The sequence below is a fragment of the Puniceibacterium sp. IMCC21224 genome (assembly GCF_001038505.1).
Classification (GTDB): domain Bacteria; phylum Pseudomonadota; class Alphaproteobacteria; order Rhodobacterales; family Rhodobacteraceae; genus Puniceibacterium.
Genome location: NZ_LDPY01000004.1, coordinates 130676 through 146798 on the forward strand (window position 1 = coordinate 130676; position 16123 = coordinate 146798).

The 16123-nt window shown below is 60.1% G+C and carries 14 protein-coding genes; 13 read left to right on the forward strand and 1 reads right to left on the reverse strand.

What is annotated here, in order from left to right:
* The first annotated feature begins 1 nt into the window (after window position 1).
* From IMCC21224_RS23645 to IMCC21224_RS23685, 9 genes are all read left to right on the forward strand, one after another.
* Window positions 2-1165, forward strand: a complete 1164-nt coding sequence (locus tag IMCC21224_RS23645) for an acyl-CoA dehydrogenase family protein (RefSeq protein WP_047998044.1) — start codon at window positions 2-4, stop codon at window positions 1163-1165.
* A gap of 11 nt (window positions 1166-1176) precedes the next feature.
* A complete protein-coding gene (locus tag IMCC21224_RS23650) occupies window positions 1177-2016 on the forward strand; it encodes a MaoC family dehydratase N-terminal domain-containing protein (protein WP_047998045.1) in 840 nt (279 codons plus the stop codon).
* A gap of 210 nt (window positions 2017-2226) precedes the next feature.
* Window positions 2227-3006 carry an ABC transporter ATP-binding protein gene (locus IMCC21224_RS23655; protein ID WP_047998046.1) on the forward strand — a complete coding sequence of 260 codons (780 nt, stop codon included), beginning with the start codon at window positions 2227-2229 and terminating at the stop codon, window positions 3004-3006.
* A gap of 4 nt (window positions 3007-3010) precedes the next feature.
* On the forward strand, window positions 3011-5008 hold the full coding sequence (locus tag IMCC21224_RS23660; RefSeq protein WP_231582204.1) for an AMP-binding protein: 1998 nt from the start codon (window positions 3011-3013) through the stop codon (window positions 5006-5008).
* A gap of 15 nt (window positions 5009-5023) precedes the next feature.
* The gene (locus tag IMCC21224_RS23665) at window positions 5024-5908 is read left to right on the forward strand and encodes a branched-chain amino acid ABC transporter permease (protein ID WP_047998048.1); all 885 of its coding nucleotides are present in this window, start codon (window positions 5024-5026) and stop codon (window positions 5906-5908) included.
* 3 nt (window positions 5909-5911) lie between these two features.
* Entirely contained in the window at window positions 5912-6964 is a 1053-nt protein-coding gene (locus IMCC21224_RS23670; protein WP_047998049.1) for a branched-chain amino acid ABC transporter permease, read from the forward strand.
* A 36-nt stretch (window positions 6965-7000) separates the two neighbouring features.
* Entirely contained in the window at window positions 7001-8239 is a 1239-nt protein-coding gene (locus IMCC21224_RS23675) for an ABC transporter substrate-binding protein (protein ID WP_047998050.1), read from the forward strand.
* A 61-nt stretch (window positions 8240-8300) separates the two neighbouring features.
* Window positions 8301-9092 carry an ABC transporter ATP-binding protein gene (locus tag IMCC21224_RS23680; RefSeq protein ID WP_047998051.1) on the forward strand — a complete coding sequence of 264 codons (792 nt, stop codon included), beginning with the start codon at window positions 8301-8303 and terminating at the stop codon, window positions 9090-9092.
* 13 nt (window positions 9093-9105) lie between these two features.
* Window positions 9106-9894: an SDR family NAD(P)-dependent oxidoreductase gene (locus IMCC21224_RS23685; RefSeq protein WP_047998052.1), complete on the forward strand. Its 789-nt coding sequence runs from the start codon at window positions 9106-9108 to the stop codon at window positions 9892-9894.
* Between the two features lie 22 nt (window positions 9895-9916).
* Here the strand turns inward: IMCC21224_RS23685 and IMCC21224_RS23690 are convergent, their stop codons facing one another.
* A complete protein-coding gene (locus IMCC21224_RS23690; protein WP_047998053.1) occupies window positions 9917-11020 on the reverse strand; it encodes a CaiB/BaiF CoA-transferase family protein in 1104 nt (367 codons plus the stop codon).
* 112 nt (window positions 11021-11132) lie between these two features.
* Between IMCC21224_RS23690 and IMCC21224_RS23695 the strand changes: the two genes are divergently transcribed.
* From IMCC21224_RS23695 to IMCC21224_RS29060, 4 genes are all read left to right on the forward strand, one after another.
* Entirely contained in the window at window positions 11133-11921 is a 789-nt protein-coding gene (locus tag IMCC21224_RS23695) for an enoyl-CoA hydratase/isomerase family protein (protein WP_053079188.1), read from the forward strand.
* A gap of 13 nt (window positions 11922-11934) precedes the next feature.
* Window positions 11935-13176: a thiolase family protein gene (locus tag IMCC21224_RS23700; RefSeq protein ID WP_231582205.1), complete on the forward strand. Its 1242-nt coding sequence runs from the start codon at window positions 11935-11937 to the stop codon at window positions 13174-13176.
* 15 nt (window positions 13177-13191) lie between these two features.
* The gene (locus IMCC21224_RS23705) at window positions 13192-14358 is read left to right on the forward strand and encodes an acyl-CoA dehydrogenase family protein (protein ID WP_047998054.1); all 1167 of its coding nucleotides are present in this window, start codon (window positions 13192-13194) and stop codon (window positions 14356-14358) included.
* A gap of 1276 nt (window positions 14359-15634) precedes the next feature.
* Window positions 15635-16096 (forward strand): nitronate monooxygenase family protein, encoded by a 462-nt coding sequence (locus IMCC21224_RS29060; protein WP_331284233.1) that lies wholly within the window; start codon window positions 15635-15637, stop codon window positions 16094-16096.
* Window positions 16097-16123 lie beyond the last annotated feature (27 nt).

Sequence of the window (16123 nt, forward strand, 5' to 3'; positions counted from 1 at the left end):
GATGCAGACATCAGCCCCCGACACCCATGGCGACCTGCGCGATGCCCTGCGCGCGCTTTGTGCACAGTTCCCGCCGCAATATCATCGAAAGTTCGGCGAGAACGAAACCTACCCCGAGGAATTTGTCGATGCGCTGACCCGCGAGGGCTGGCTCGCCGCGATGATCCCCGAGGAATACGGCGGATCGGGCCTGGGTCTGACCGAAGCCTCGATCATCATGGAAGAGGTGAACCGCTGCGGTGGCAACGCGGGCCACTGCCATGGGCAGATGTATAACATGGGCACGCTTCTGCGGCACGGCTCGGACGAGCAGAAGCAGAAATACCTACCCGCCATCGCCAGCGGCGCGCTGCGCCTGCAGTCCATGGCCGTGACCGAGCCGACGACCGGGACCGACACCACCAAGCTCAAGACTACAGCGGTCAGGAAGGGCGACCGCTATGTGATCAACGGCCAGAAGGTCTGGATCAGCCGCATTCAACATTCGGACCTGATGATCCTGCTGGCCCGCACCACACCGTTGAAAGATGTCAAGAAGAAGTCCCAGGGCCTGTCGATCTTAATGGTTGATCTGAAAGAGGCCATCGGCAATGGCATGGAGGTGCGCCCCATCGCCAACATGCCGGGCCACGAAACCAATGAAGTGTTCTTCGACAACCTGGAGATTCCCGCCGAGAACCTGATCGGAACCGAAGGCCGCGGATTTTACCACATTCTTGACGGGCTCAACGCCGAGCGCACGCTGATCGCCGGGGAATGTATCGGGGACGGATACTGGTTTGTGGACAAGGCCCGCGCCTATGCCGGCGAGCGTATTGTCTTCGATCGCCCGATCGGTCAGAATCAGGGCGTGCAGTTTCCTATCGCCAAGGCCTATGTGAACGTCGAGGCCGCCAACCTGATGCGCTTCGAGGCCGCAAGACGCTTTGACGCCGGGCAGGATTGCGGGGCACAGGCGAACATGGCAAAACTACTGGCCGCCGATGCCAGCTGGGAAGCGGCCAATGCCTGCATCCAGACTCATGGCGGCTTCGGCTTTGCGCGCGAATACGATGTCGAGCGCAAGTTCCGCGAGGCCCGACTGTATCAGGTGGCCCCGATCTCGACCAACCTCATCCTGTCCTATGTCGGCGAGCATATCCTGGGTATGCCGCGGTCGTTCTGAGGCCAGGGACCATGAATGAGATCGACCTTGACGCGCTGGCACCCTGGCTAGGACGCACTGAAACCAAAGAAGACGTCCTGACGCACGGTCTGATCGACAAATTCCGTGCCGCGTTCGGTCCGCAACTTTGGGGCGGAGCAGGTGATGTCCCGCTGGGGGTTCATTGGTGTATTGCCCTTGATACCGTGCCAGCTGCCGCCCTGTCAGACGATGGCCATGCCGCAAGGGGTGGATTTCTGCCCCCTGTCCCGCTGCCCGCCCGCATGTGGGCCGGCGGCGATGTTACACATTTCACGCCGCTGACGATCGGCGAAGCCGTCACCCGCCGCTCGGTGATCGGGGATATAACAGCCAAGCAGGGCCGCAGCGGAACGTTGGTCTTTGTGACCGTAGAACACGAGTATTCGAGCGGCGGCCGGCTTTGTATTCGGGAGAAGCAATCGATTGTCTATCGTGAGATTTCTGTGCCCCGCCCGGTCAAGAACGCACCTGCCGCGGTTGACCCCACCACGCTCAGATCGAGCCTTGCACCGGATCCGGTGCTGCTGTTTCGCTATTCGGCGCTGACGTTCAATGCCCATCGCATCCACTATGACCACGTCTACGCCACCGAAACCGAAGCCTATGCCGGGCTTGTTGTGCATGGCCCATTGCAGGCGACGCTTCTTCTGAATCTGGCGGCGGAAGCCTTGAAGTCGTCGCCCCACCGGTTTTCTTTCCGGGGACTGGCACCGCTGACCCTGCCCTGCGAATTGCAGTTGCATAGTGAAGGGGCCGAAAACTCCGGAACCGTCTGGTGCCAGGATCAAACCGGTCTTCGAAGCTTTACCGCAGAATACGCGACTGTCTGAGCGGTTCTGCTTGGCGGCGGATTCAATTGTTGATTTAACTTTCTAACATATGTTAGGTATCAGAAAGCGGCTTGGCACCTCCGGCAAGCAGCCCTCTGAAATAAGAGGTGGGAGGAGAAAAATGCGAGGAAACCTCGTCACTTGCGGATCACCGTTCGGTCAGGTTATGTGCCGTTCCATGGGCTGTCGGCAAAAGGCACGGGCTGAGTCATGACCACGAATGGGGGGATCGTCACATCGCCGCTTGCTGTGCGCAGTGCAACTTTGAAATTTGGCGGTGTGACGGCGCTCGACGATGTGAGCATTACCGTGAACGACGATGAATTGCTTGCGATCATCGGTCCGAACGGTGCCGGAAAAACATCACTTCTGAACGTTACTGCGGGTTTCTATCGTCCGCAGAAGGGCCGTGTCGAGTTGTCCGGGCAGGACGTTACCGGCCTGCGTGTAGACCAGATCGCCCGGCGCGGACTGGCGCGTACGTTTCAGGGCACCCATCTCTTTGCCGGGCAGACCGTGGTGGAAAACATCATGATCGGTCGTCACATGCTGATGAAATCGAATGTGATCCAGGCCTTTTTCCAGTTTGGGCTCGTGATGCGGGAGGAATCAGAGCATCGCGAAGCCGCCGAAGAGATTATTGACTTTCTGGAGATCGAAGCAATCCGCAACCGGCCAGTGGGCACATTGGGCTACGGGCTGCGCAAACGTGTCGATCTGGGCCGCGCATTGGCGCAGGAACCATCCATCCTGCTGATGGATGAACCGATGGCTGGCATGAACTCGGAAGAGAAAGAAGACCTCGCGCGCTTCATTCTCGATGTGCGCGAGGCGCGCAAGATTCCAGTGGTTCTGGTCGAGCACGACATGGGCGTTGTTATGGACCTTGCTGACCGGATCGTGGTGCTGGACTTCGGGCGGGTCATCGCCGAAGGCACGCCCGAAGAAATCCAGAAGAACCCGGCTGTGATCAAGGCATATCTGGGTTAGCGGGATGACAAAACAACGAACAGCAATGGTCTTTTCAGACCCGGCAGTGACACACAGCGAAACCCTGCCGCAGGTTTTGCTCGCGCGTGCAACGTCCATGCCGAACAACCTCGCCGAACGCCACAAGCGCCTGGGCATCTGGCGGGAATTCACCTGGGCCGATGTGATTGACAGAGTTCGTGCCCTGGCTCTCGGGTTGGAGAACCTGGGCCTGTCGGCGGGCGAATCCGTCATGTTGATCGGGGAAAACGAACCCGAACATTTCTGGGCTGAATACGCCGTTCAGTCATTGGGCGGCAAAGTCCTGTCCGTCTATCCGGATCAGAACGCCGAAGAGATCCTGTATCTGGCCGAAGACTCGCAAACGCGGATTTTTCTGGCGCAGGATCAGGAGCAGGTCGATAAATGCATCGAGATCGCGGGCAAGTACTCGGGTGCCTTGGCGATCGTTTACTGGGATGATTCTGGTCTTTGGAGCTATGATCATCCCCTTTTGCATTCATTTGAAAGCCTTAGCGCGGCAGGACGTCAGATTCACGCCAAGGAGCCTGCCAGATTTGAAGAACACGTCAAACGCGGACGGGCGGACGATACCGCCTTGCTGTCCTATACCTCCGGGACCACGGGAAAACCGAAGGGCGTTGTCATCAGCTATCGTTACCTGTTCGACAACTGCTCACGTGTGATGGGGGCAATCGAAATCGCGCCAGGCACCGAATACTTGACGTACATTTCGCCTGCCTGGGTCACGGAACAGATTTTCGGCCTGTCGATCGGTTTGATCGCGCCCATGGTCGTCAATTTTCCCGAAGGCCCCGAAGATGTGCTGACCAACATCCGCGAACTGGCGGTTGACGCGCTGGTGTTCAGTCCGCGCCAGTGGGAAAACCTTGCGTCGATCGTGCAGGCCCGGATGTTGGGCGCGGGCAAGTTCCGCAACTTGATGTACAATTGGGGTATGAAAGTCGGCCGTGACGTTTATGTCGAACGCTTGGAAGGGCGCAGTCCCAGCCTCGCCTCGCGCCTGCGACTTCCCTTTGCCGAGGCGCTGGTGCTGCATCACCTGCGCGACAATTTGGGCCTTGGCAAGGCAAAAAATGCGATGAGCGGCGGTGCTCTGATGGCCCCCGAAGTCTTTCGCATGTTCCACGCCATGGGGGTCAAGCTGCGCAACGTCTATGGCGCGACCGAAATCGGCCTTCTGACCGCGCATGTCAGCGAAAGTTATCAGCTGGAAACAAGCGGCAGCTGGATGCAAAGCAATACCGCTTATGGCGATCCGTTGGAATACCGCATAACGCCGCAAAGTGAGTTGCAGGTCCGCGGCGGCTCGGGCTTTGGCGGATATTATGGCAAACCGGACGAGACCGCCGAGGTGCTGACCGAAGACGGTTGGTATGCCACCGGCGATGCGGTTTCGATGACCGATGACGGAGAGCTGGTATTCTACGACCGCGTCAAGGACATGCGCCGCCTAGCGAACGGCCACAGTTATCCGCCGCAGTTTATCGAAACACGGCTGCGCTACAGCCCCTACATCAAGGATCTTATGACGCTGGGCGACGAAACCCGGGATTTTGTCGGAGCGCTGATCAATATCGACATGGAGGTCCTCAGCCGCTGGGCCGAAGAGAACAATATCAGCTTCTCGACCTATACCGACCTGTCGCAAAAAGCCGAGGTTCTGGACCTTATCAAAGGCGAGGTTTCGCGCATCAACGCCTTGCTGCCCGAAGGTTCTCGGGTCGTGCGGTTCGCGAATTTCCCCAAGGAACTGGACCCGGACGAAGGCGAGCTGACCCGCAGCCGGAAACTCCGGCGCGCATTCCTGGAAGATCGGTATGCCACGCTCGTCGAGGCTATTTACAGCGGTGCCGACAAGATCGACCTTGAGATTGCCGTTACTTATCAGGATGGCCGCCAGGGCGTGCTCAGGGCCGAGGTGCGTGTATCGGATGTCGAGAGCGGATCGAAGGCTGCCGGGCGGCGGTCGCAAATTTAAGGGAGGTCGGCAAAAATGGTCTATTTCATCAATGACATCATCACCGGGGCCTTGATCGGCCTGCTTTACGCGCTGGTGGCCATGGGGTTCGTCGTGATCTACCGCGCTAGCAAGGTGTTCAATTTCGCGCAGGGCGAACTGGTGATCATCGGCGGTTTCATCGTCTGGTTCACAACCATGCAGCTCGGCCTGAGCCTGTGGCTGTCGATCCCGCTATCCTTGGTTCTTGCGGGTCTTGTCGGCTATCTGATCGAACGGATTTTCCTCACCAAGCTGATCGGTGAATCGGTGTTCTCGATGGTGATGGTGACTGTCGGCCTGCTGATCCTGCTGCGTGGCGTCGTCCTGCTGCTGTTTGGGGCTTCCGTCCGGCCATTCCCGATCATCTTTCCGCTGAAGCCGCTCTTACTCGGCGATATGCTGATTCCGATGAACTTGCTTATCGGGGGGATCATCACCATCGTTGCCGCCGTTGGCCTGTCCTGGTTCTTCAACTGGACCCGTTCAGGCCTGCGGATGACGGCAGTGGCCGAAGATCACGTCGTCGCTGCTTCGATGGGGATTTCGGTGAAAGGCTCTATTGCCTTTGCCTGGATTCTCGGCGCAATCCTGTCCACGATAGGAGCGATGATCTTCCTCAGCGGCAAGTCGCTGACCTTTCTGGCCTCGGATATCGGTTTTGCGGCACTGCCGGTTGCATTGTTCGCCGGGTTGGAGTCGATCGGCGGACTTGTCCTGGCGGGAATCATCATCGGTGTAATCCAGAGCCTGACCACCAACTACCTCGATCCGATCATCGGCGGCTCGCTCGGCAGTGTCGTGCCCTATATCATCATGCTTGCCATTCTGCTGATCCGGCCCACGGGTCTGTTCGGCTGGCGCACAATCGAGCGGGTTTAATTCATGGATCCTTCCGGCATTTTTCCCACAAGCTATCGCGCCGACAGACGTCTCGTGCGCACGCGCTGGCAGGCGGTTTGCCTGGCGCTGTTCCTCGTGGTTATGCTGGCGATGCCCTATCTTGTGAGCGGGCGTATCATCGCCGTGCTGAACATGATGCTGATCAGCGCCGTGATCGCCGTCGGACTCCAGATTTGCACCGGCTATGCGGGCCAGATCAATCTGGGCCAGGCCGCATTCATGGGGGTGGGCGCCTATACCGCTTCGATACTGGCCTCCAAGACCGGTCTCACGTTCCTGTTGACCATACCGTTGGCCGGGTTCGCGGCTGCGCTGTTCGGCTTTCTCTTCGGTTTGACGGCGACTCGGATCAAGGGGTTCTATCTGGCGCTGACGACTCTCGCGGCACAGTTCATCTTTCATTTTGCAGTCCTGAACCTGCCATCCTCCTGGCTAGGTGGCTCAAATGGAGTCACCGTGCCGGCAGCAGAGATATTCGGGCTGCGCTTCGTCACCGAGACCCAGCAATTCTACATGAACCTTGCGGTTGCCGCGATCATGATCGCAGGCGCGTTCGGGATCATCCGGTCGCGCTTCGGTCGCGCCTTCATCGCGGTCAGGGACGATGACGTGGCCGCAGGCATCATGGGGATCAATGTAGCGGCTACCAAGGCGAATGCCTTTCTGATCGGCGCCTTCTATGCTGGCGTCGGCGGGGCACTCTGGGCCTACATGATCCGCTTTGTCGGGGTCGATCAATTCACCCTGTTCCATTCCATCTTTTTCGTGGCGATGATCATCGTCGGTGGAATGGGGTCGATCGTCGGGGCGCTGGTCGGTGTCTTCGTCATTCGCACCATCCAGGAAGTTATTGCCACAGTCGGCCCGAATATCGCCGATTCCGTCTCGTTTCTGGGAGGCGATATCGTGTTCGCGGGCATGAACGTCATTCTTGGTGGCGTGATTGCCTTGTTCATGATCCTTGAACCCAAGGGGGTGATGCACCGCTGGAATATCCTGAAATCGTCTTATCGTATCTGGCCGTTCCCCTATTGATTTCGGGGCGGTCTATAACCTGGGAGGAGAATGAAAATGACATACCTCAGCAAATCGGGCCTTGGGGGGCTGCTGGCCGCCGGAACGCTGGCGCTCGCCACGGCGCTACCAATGAAGGCACAGGCGGAGACCACATATAACCTTGCGCTTCTGTCGGACTTTTCTGGCCCCTATGCCGACATCATGCCGATCTTGGCCTCAAGCCGGGAGGTCGTTTTCGACTGGTGGAACGCGACCAGCGGCAAGGAACTCGGCGTCAAGCTGAACTACAAGAACTACGAGACCCGATATGATGCCGCACAGGTCGCCAGCCTGTGGCCCGGAATCAAGTCGGAGCTGGCGCCGATCGCCGTGGTCGGCCTTGGCGGGCCGGACGTGGCGGCCCTGTCCGAACGCTTACCCGAAGACAAGATCCCGATGTTCATGGCCACGGCCGCCTATGGCTTTGCCTGGCAGCCCGATTCCTGGATATTTAATCCGCGCCCGACCTATTCGCATGAAGCCGCAGGCTTTCTGGCTTGGATGCGCGAACAGCGTGGCGGCGACGAACCCATAAAATTCGCGGTCCTGTCCTCCGAGGCATCCCCTGCCTATGTCGATATGGGAAAGGGGCTCGAAGTCTATGCCGAAGAGCATCCCGAGGCCGCCGATTTGGTTGAGGTCATCTATACCGACGTGCAGCCGACCGACCTGACCGCGCAAATGCGTCGCGTCGCGCGGTCGGGGGCCGAAGCGGTGATCATCCAGACCAACACCTCGATCGTGGTCGCCGCGAAACGCGGGTTGCAGGCCAACGGGGCCGACATCCCGATCATGATGAGCTCGCATAACGGGCTGCCTGCCTCGGGCAAAGCGCTTGGCGGGCTGGCGCAGCTTGAAGGCGACTTTGAGGCCTACGGCATGGTGATCGCGGCCGATGAGGACACAGAAGCGCGGCAGTTTTACCAGACCCTAGTTTCGGATTACGGGCTCAAGGCGCCCTGGAATGTCGTGACGGCCATGGGGATTTCCCAGGCCATCTATACCGTGGCCGTGATCGAGCACGCGATCGAGGAGAACGGTGCCGAAGGTCTGACGGGCGAGCTGGTGCGCGAGGCGCTCTTTGCCAAGCCGATCACCTCGGAGGAAACCCATGGCTTCCTTCCGAGTCTCACTTTCACCCCAGAAGCCCCCTTTCCTCTGAAAGGACTCAAGGTGAACGTGGGCACGGTTAAGGACGGGAAGATCACCATCGCGGCGACCGGCGTCGATGTTCCCGATTTGAGCAAGTGGTGAACAAAACCCGGGCACCGCGATCGTGGTGCCCGACCCTTTCTCTGGATCCGGACCCGAAGTTATGCTCGAACTCAATAACGTGGAAGTGACCTATTCCGACGTCATTCTGGCGCTCAAAGGGATCTCAATGACCGTGCGCGAGGGTCAGTGTGTTGCGCTTCTCGGTGGAAACGGGGCAGGGAAAAGCACGACGCTCAAGGCGATTTCCGGAACTCTGAAATCCGAAGACGGAACCGTGTCCGCCGGTTCGATCGTCCTGAACGGCACGCCGATTCAGAACATGGAAGCGTCGAATGTGGTAAAGAATGGCCTTATCCATGTGATGGAGGGCCGACGCGTGCTGCGTCACCTGACATCGGAACAGAACCTGATTGTCGGCGGGCATATGGTGACCAATTCCACCGAACTGAAAAACCGTCTGGCTCATGTCTACAGTCTGATGCCGCGTCTTGCGGACCTGCGCAACCGCACCTCGGGGTTCATGTCCGGCGGTGAGCAGCAACTGCTTTTGATCGGCCGGGCCATGATGGCGAGGCCCAAGATCATCGCCATCGACGAGCCGTCGCTGGGTCTGGCGCCGATGATGGTCCGTGACGTCTACGAAGTTCTCAAACAGCTCAAGCGCGAAGGCACGACCTTCTTTCTTGTTGAACAAAACAGCGCCGCCGCCCTGTCGATCGCCGATTACGCCTATGTGATGGAAAACGGGCGCATCGTCTTGGATGGCCCCGCCCACAAGCTCGCCGGCAACGAAGACATCAGAGAATTCTATCTTGGTGTCACCGCCTCCGGTGAACGCAAGAGCTATCGCGAAATCAAGCATTATCGGCGCCGCAAGAGATGGCTCGGATAGGAGGGGAAATACAATGACTGAATTGCTGGACATCAAGGGTCATACCGCACTTGTAACCGGGGCCGGACAAGGCGTGGGTCGTCAGGTCGCGCTTTATCTCGCCGAACATGGCGCGGGTGCCGTTGTGGTCAACGATTTCCACGCCGCGCGGGCCGAAAGCGTCGCGGCGGAAGTGGAAGCGGCTGGTGCAAAGGCGCTACCGATGGCCTTTGACGTGTCGGATTTCGATGCTGTGGGCGCGGCCTTTTCCGAGGCGCAGCGCGTCTTTGGTAGCGTGGAAATTCTGGTCAATAATGCTGGTAATGCCGGGCCGACGTCACGGCTCGACGATCTTGTACCGTTCTGGGAATCAAACCCCGCCGAATGGCGGCGCTGGATGGCCACCAATTTCGATGGCGTGCTGAACTGCACCCGCCACGCCATGCCGATGATGGTCAAGGGTGGCTACGGACGCATCGTGACGGTCATTTCCGACGCAGGCCGGGTGGGCGAGCCGCACCTGGCGGTCTATTCCGGTGCCAAGGCCGGGGCGGCGGGCTTCATGCGCGCCATTGCAAAGGCCGGTGGCCGGTTCGGAGTTACCGCAAACTGCGTCGCCCTAGGCGGCACCAGAACCCCGGCGGTCGCCGATCTGATCCCGGATGCGGAGACCGAAAAGCGGGCGCTTTCGCAATATGTAGTCCGGCGGCTGGGTGAGCCGGAAGACGCGGCAGGCATGATCCTGTTTCTTTGCTCGGATGCAGCAAGCTGGATCACCGGCCAGACCTATCCGGTGAATGGCGGTTATTCATTTGCTTGCTAGAGCCGAATATGGGCAGTCGCAATCAATTGGGGCCGCCCTCGAACAAGCGTTTATTATCGGCGCCGATCTCCGGCGGCAGCCCCGAAATCTCGGTTTCGAAACCGTCGAATTTCAGGGGTTGGACCAGAAAAGTCTCTGTCTTGCCGCCATCGTGCGCGATGGTGCGCAGCAACCGGCGGGCGCGCACATGCGGATCGTTCATGGCCTCGGCCAGCGAATTGACAGGGCCCCAGGGTACGCCGGCCTTGTCAAAGAGACCGCCCCAGTCCGCGCGCGTCTTGCCGACAAGAACCGCCGCAATCTCCTCCCGCAACTCGTCCTTGCGCGTGACACGGTCGCGGCTTTTCATCCCGGCGAGGTCCGGTTTGTCGATCGCCTCGCAGAACGGATGCCAGAACCAGTCCTCATGCGCGATGGACAGCGTCAGCAGTTTGCCGTCCTTGCAGGTGAACACGCCATAGCCCGGCTCAGAGATGAACTCGCCCAGCGGCGTGCCATTGGCCGCGGGCACAAGGAAGGCCGTGAGCATCGAGACCACCGCATCCGACATCGAGACATCGACGTAACGGCCCTGCCCCGTCCGCTGGCTGGATACCACAGCCGAGAGGATCGCGATCGCCGCAAACAGCGCGGCGCCGATATCCGCAAGCGGCAGGGTCGGCACCGGCCCCGGTTGCCCGGCCTCGGCCTGATCGGCCAGAAGACCACCGACGCCTTCATAGCTGAGGTCATGCCCCGCCCTGTCGCGATAGGGGCCGTCTTGCCCGTATCCCGAGATCGACACATAGACCAGCCGCGGATTGATCTTGCGCATGTCCTCGAACCCGGCGCCAAGTGCTGCCAGCTTGCCGGGGCGAAAGCCTTCGACGATGACATCGGATTTGCTGACCATCTCACGAAACCGCGCGATCCCCTCCGCGGATTTCAGATCGAGCGCCACGCTGCGCTTGCCCCGGTTGAGCGCCCGAAAAAGCGGCGGAAACTGCCGCGCGGGATCGCCGACGCCGGGCCGTTCGACCATGATCACCTCGGCACCCATATCCGACAGAAGCATCGTCGCGTAGGGTCCGGGGAATTGTTCCGCGAGGCTGAGGATTTTCAATCCGGCCAGTGGTGCAGTGCTCATATCAGGCTCCAGGTCTTGTTTCTTCCGCGCGCGTATCCAGCTCAGTGCAACGCAATCCGCGCTAAAAGGCAAGCCCAACTCAGCAAATGTTGTTTTTATTCCGAGGGTTACAATGACTGAAACACCCAGCACCCTTACCGTCGAACGTGTGGCCAGAACCGAATGGATTGCCTTCCAGCGCACCGAGCAGTTGAACGCCATGTCGATGCAGATGCTGCGCGATATGACAAATGCGCTTGAAGCCGCGATTGCCGACGACGCCGTTCGCGCCATTGTCCTGACCGGCTCGGGCCGCGCGTTCTGCGCGGGGGCCGATCTCAAGGAAGTGGCCAGCGCAAGTCACGAACCCGGAGAGCCCGACCTGCTCGACCTGGTCGAGCACACGTTCGGGCTGATACGCCATGGCCCCAAGCCTGTGATCGCCGCCGTCAACGGGCTGGCCATGGCGGGCGGGCTGGAAATGGTGATGTCCTGCGATCTGGTCTTTGCCGCCGAAAGCGCGCAGATGGGCGATGCCCATTCCAATTTCGGTGTCTTTCCCGGTGCGGGCGGCGCGGCGATCCTGCCGCGCCGGGTCGGACTGAACCGCGCGAAGTACCTGCTCTTCTCGGGCGAAAATGTCTCGGCGCGGGAGATGATGGAGTGGGGATTGGTCAACAAGGTGGTTGCGGACGCCCAGCTTCGCGAGACGGTGCAGGCCTTTGCCGACAAGCTGTCCGACAAGAGCCCGGCCGTGCTGCGCCGCATGAAGTCGGTCGCCAACCGGTCGCTGAACGTAGACGAGCCTGCCGCGCTCGCCGAAGAGATGCTAAATCTGCGCGCTCATATGCGATCCTGGGACATGCACGAAGGGCTGGCGGCGTTCAATGAGAAGCGCAAGCCTCGGTTTCGCGGATACTGATACAGGAGGACGAATGATGCAGGACATATATGTCATCGGCGTCGGCATGACGCCGTTCGGAAAGTTTCGGGACAAGTCCATCAAGGACATGACCCGCGAGGCCGTCACCGGCGCTCTTGCCGATGCCGGACTCTCGGCAAAGCGCATCGAAGGCGCGTTTTTCTCGAACGCCGTGCAGGGCCACATGGAGGGCCAACACATGATCCGCGGAGAGATAGCGCTGCGCGAGATCGGCATTCAGGGCGTTCCAGTGGTGAATGTCGAGAACGCCTGCGCCAGCGGCGCGACTGGTTTCAAGCTGGCGGTCGATTTTCTCAAGGCCGGCAACGGCGATTGCTGCCTCGCCGTGGGTGCGGAAAAGATGTATTCCGATGATCGCGCGCTGATGTTCTCGGCCTTCGACAGCGGCTGGGACGTGAGCAATGGCGAAGCGGTCGCGCAGCGCCTGGCCGATCTGGGTGCCGGGGTGGAGGAACCCGAAGGCTCGAAATCGTCCAAGCCATATAGCGTGTTCATGGATGTCTATGCCGGCTTCGCGCGGCTGCACATGAAAACCTTTGGCACGACACAGGAACACTTCGCGGCCGTGTCCGCCAAGAACCACGGGCACTCGGTACATAATCCGCTGGCGCAATATCGCGACAGCATGAGCATTGATCAGGTGCTCGCCGCGCCGCCCATCACCTACCCGCTGACCCTTCCCATGTGCGCCCCGATTTCCGACGGAGCGGCGGCGGCGGTGCTTTGTACGGGCGAGGGCCTCAAACGGCTGGGCATCGACCGGACCCGCGCGATCAGGGTCAAGGCAGCGGTCCTGCGCTCGGGCACCGACCGCGCGCCCGAGGATCACGAAAACCACCTGACCCGCCTTACCGCCCTGCAAGCCTATGAACAAGCCGGGCTTGGCCCCGATGACATGTCCCTCGCCGAAGTGCACGACGCAACCGCCGTGGGCGAGGTCATCCAGATAGAGAACCTGGGCTTTGTCCCGTTCGGCGAAGGTGGCCCGGCCAGCCTCCGCGGCGAGACAACGATCGGCGGGCGCATCCCGGTGAACACCTCGGGCGGGCTGGAATCCAAGGGCCACCCGGTGGGTGCCACCGGGATTGGCCAGATATTCGAACTGGTCACGCAACTACGCGGCGAGGCTGGCGCACGCCAGGTTGACGGCGCACAGAACGCCATCGCCGAAAATGGCGGCGGCTTGCACGGCGTCGAGGAAGCCGCCGCCTGCGTCACCATTCTGGGCCGCTGAAACAAGGAAAAGAAAATGGAAAATGTGATTGCTGCCGCACAGGCGATTTATACCGACGACCAGCGCATGTTGCTGGAAAACTTCCGCAAGATGGCCAATGCGGAATTCGCTCCGCTAGTGGAAAAATACGAAGATCTGGGCCATCCTCCGGATGCGGAAACCCTCAAGGGCTTGTTCACCAAGGTCGAGGAATTCGGGCTCATCAGCGGCTTGCTTCCCGAAGAGGACGGTGGCGCGGGGATCGACCGCTTGACCTATGGTATCCTCTACGAGGAACTGGCGCGGGTTTGGGCCGATCTGGCGATCGCCGTTCTGATTCAGGGTCATGCCGCATTCGCGCTCAACCTGATGGGCGACGCGGCGCAGAAAGAGGCTTATCTCAAACCGCTCCTGCGCAGTGAGCGCATTTGCGCCACTTGCATTTCCGAACCCTCCGTCGGCTCGAACGTGCGTGAGGTCAAGACCCGCGCGGAGCGCCACGGCGACAGGATTTTTGTCAGCGGACAGAAGCTGTGGATTTCCAACGGTGCGCAATCGGATTTCGCCATCGTTGTCTGCAATTTGGACGGTGGCATTTCGATGGTTATCGTGGATCGCGACAAGGGCGGTTATGAAAGCCGCGAGCTGCGCAAGATGGGGCTTGTCGGCGCCTCGACCTGCGAATTGTTCTTTGACCGTGCGGAAACCAGCGCCGAACATGTTCTGGGAAATGCAGGCGGGGGCCTGTTCCAGACATTGAAGCTTTTTGAGAGCGCGCGGGTCTTTGTGGGGCTGACAAGCGTCGGTATTGCACAAGCGGCGCTGGAGTGCGCAGTCTCTTATTCGAAAGAGCGCGAGCAGCACGGCAAGCCGATCGGCGGGCACCAGTTGATCCAGGGCTACCTAGCCGACATGGCCACGCATCTGGATGCTGCGCGCCTGTTGTGCCAGCGTGGGCTGCAACTTCTGGAACTGGGCGTGCGCTGCGACACGCAGACCTCGATGGCGAAATGGTATGCGACTGAAATGGCAGTCGAAATCGCCGGCAAGGCCGTGCAGATTCACGGCGGCAATGGTATCACCAAAGAGTTTCCCGTCGAACGGCACTTCCGCAATGCCAAGGTCATGCCGATCCCGGACGGCACCACCGAAATCCAGAAGCTGGTCATCGGGCGCAACCTGACCGGGTTGAACGCGTTCTGAAATGCGCCCGGGCCGGTACGGCACACGCGGTGCAGCCACGGCGTGATCGTTCCGGCCCAATGGCGTTAAGCAGGTCGATCCAAACCTTGCCTCGACCCGAGCGGAGGGGCCAAGAGGAAGCGAATTTGTCGAATAAGCTACGGCCAGCATCGCGGACCAACTCTGCAAGCACCGTCAGGGCATCCTGATCATCGATACCGCGACAGTCGGCAGATGCTACCCGGTCAAACATCCAGACTGGACTTCCAGAGACCGGTCCGCCCGGCCGCCAGTGAGATTGCATCGAAACATCGCCACACCAGGTTTGTCGATCACTTTATGGAGATAAACCGACCGGCCAGACCATGGACGTCATCGATAGAAGAACCTCGCGCCAATCGATAACGTGGGTGTTCTAGTGTTCAGTTGTACAACGAGGAAGCCGCATTCGGGCCTCGGCTACCAGACGCCCAAGGCGTTCGCCGAGGACTTGGGCATCGCAACCGAAAGCTGCGCTGCACCATTCTAAAGTTCCGCGCATCTGTCAGTAGCTCCAGCAGCGCCAGTCGGCGTATCACTAACCGGGCTCAAATCGCGGCTGGATGAAAGTTCTGTGGCAGGTCACCTACTGCCGTGGAGCTTAAAGCCATCAAGCTGAACGGCCAGTGCTCTTCTGTGAACGCTTATCAACAAAGGAGATGAGCTATGGAACATGGAAAAACGGGCGAACTCCGTACGCGTGGCGGACTCGACGACCGTCATGAACCGCCAGTGTCGGCCGACGAACCCGTTCTCGCCGGAGATCCCGCGGAGGACGGGCATGTCCGGTACGGTGCGTCCTGCGGCGCGATATGCACTCACCACCTCATGCGCGGGCGTCAGTGGCCGCGTCGTCTGTCGGGCCGCCTATTTCGTCGCAGATGAAGGAGGCGGCATTCGGCATGGTGCCCAAGCAGTGCCCCCCCGCACCCATAAGACCTGCCGCCACTGCACCCCGAAGTTATTCGGCACACCGAGAATGGTCATCCGCGAGGCGATGGCAAAGGGGGTGAGGCCGTACGGATGATCGCGTTGGTTATCGCGCGGGTGCTTGAATTGGGTTTTTTCCCGTAGCGGTGAACTAGATCATGTCGATGAAACCCATTTCGCCGATGTCCGTCTCTACCGTCATCGACTTGCTCGGCCGAGGCCGCCAGATCGCACATACATGCGATTGCGCCGACCGAGGCCGCGGCGGCGTTGGTGCGGCGATTGCCGGTCAGTAGGACTTGGGCATCCCCAGCGCTTTCTCGGCCACGTGAGAGAGGATCAGTTCCTCGCTGACTGGGGCGATGAAGTTCAGCACGCTTTCGCGGAAATACCGCTCGACGTGGTACTCCTGTGCGAAACCGAAGCCGCCATGGGCGCGGATTTTGGCTATATCGGTTCGCTCTTCATCGCCACGACCGAAGCTGTCGCCGCCGAAAGCTACAAGCAGATGATCGTGGACAGCGCGGCCGAGGACATTCTCTACACCAGCCATTTCACCGGGGTGAATGCCAATTACCTCAAACCTTCGATCCGGTCAGTAGGCCTGGATCCGGAAAACCTGACCGGCGAAGGCAACAAGCTAAACCTCTCCACCGGCGACGTCCGCCCGAAGGCATGGCGCGACATTTGGGGCTGCGGTCAGGGCATCGGAGCGGTTCACGCGGTGACGACAACGGCGGACTACATCGACCGGGAATCCCGTGCCGCGAAGGACGCGCTCTGCAGCTGAGCGCCGGCAACTTTGCGCAAACCCGTT

Excerpts from the sequence above, each read along its gene's own strand:
- IMCC21224_RS23655 (WP_047998046.1), top strand. The coding sequence starts at position 2,227 with ATGACCACGAATGGGGGGATCGTCACATCGCCGCTTGCTGTGCGCAGT.
- IMCC21224_RS23690 (WP_047998053.1), bottom strand. The coding sequence starts at position 11,020 with ATGAGCACTGCACCACTGGCCGGATTGAAAATCCTCAGCCTCGCGGAA.
- IMCC21224_RS23695 (WP_053079188.1), top strand. The coding sequence starts at position 11,133 with ATGACTGAAACACCCAGCACCCTTACCGTCGAACGTGTGGCCAGAACC.
- IMCC21224_RS23650 (WP_047998045.1), top strand. The coding sequence starts at position 1,177 with ATGAATGAGATCGACCTTGACGCGCTGGCACCCTGGCTAGGACGCACT.
- IMCC21224_RS23645 (WP_047998044.1), top strand. The coding sequence starts at position 2 with ATGCAGACATCAGCCCCCGACACCCATGGCGACCTGCGCGATGCCCTG.
- IMCC21224_RS23665 (WP_047998048.1), top strand. The coding sequence starts at position 5,024 with ATGGTCTATTTCATCAATGACATCATCACCGGGGCCTTGATCGGCCTG.
- IMCC21224_RS23705 (WP_047998054.1), top strand. The coding sequence starts at position 13,192 with ATGGAAAATGTGATTGCTGCCGCACAGGCGATTTATACCGACGACCAG.
- IMCC21224_RS23660 (WP_231582204.1), top strand. The coding sequence starts at position 3,011 with ATGACAAAACAACGAACAGCAATGGTCTTTTCAGACCCGGCAGTGACA.
- IMCC21224_RS23700 (WP_231582205.1), top strand. The coding sequence starts at position 11,935 with ATGATGCAGGACATATATGTCATCGGCGTCGGCATGACGCCGTTCGGA.
- IMCC21224_RS23685 (WP_047998052.1), top strand. The coding sequence starts at position 9,106 with ATGACTGAATTGCTGGACATCAAGGGTCATACCGCACTTGTAACCGGG.
- IMCC21224_RS23675 (WP_047998050.1), top strand. The coding sequence starts at position 7,001 with ATGACATACCTCAGCAAATCGGGCCTTGGGGGGCTGCTGGCCGCCGGA.
- IMCC21224_RS23680 (WP_047998051.1), top strand. The coding sequence starts at position 8,301 with ATGCTCGAACTCAATAACGTGGAAGTGACCTATTCCGACGTCATTCTG.
- IMCC21224_RS23670 (WP_047998049.1), top strand. The coding sequence starts at position 5,912 with ATGGATCCTTCCGGCATTTTTCCCACAAGCTATCGCGCCGACAGACGT.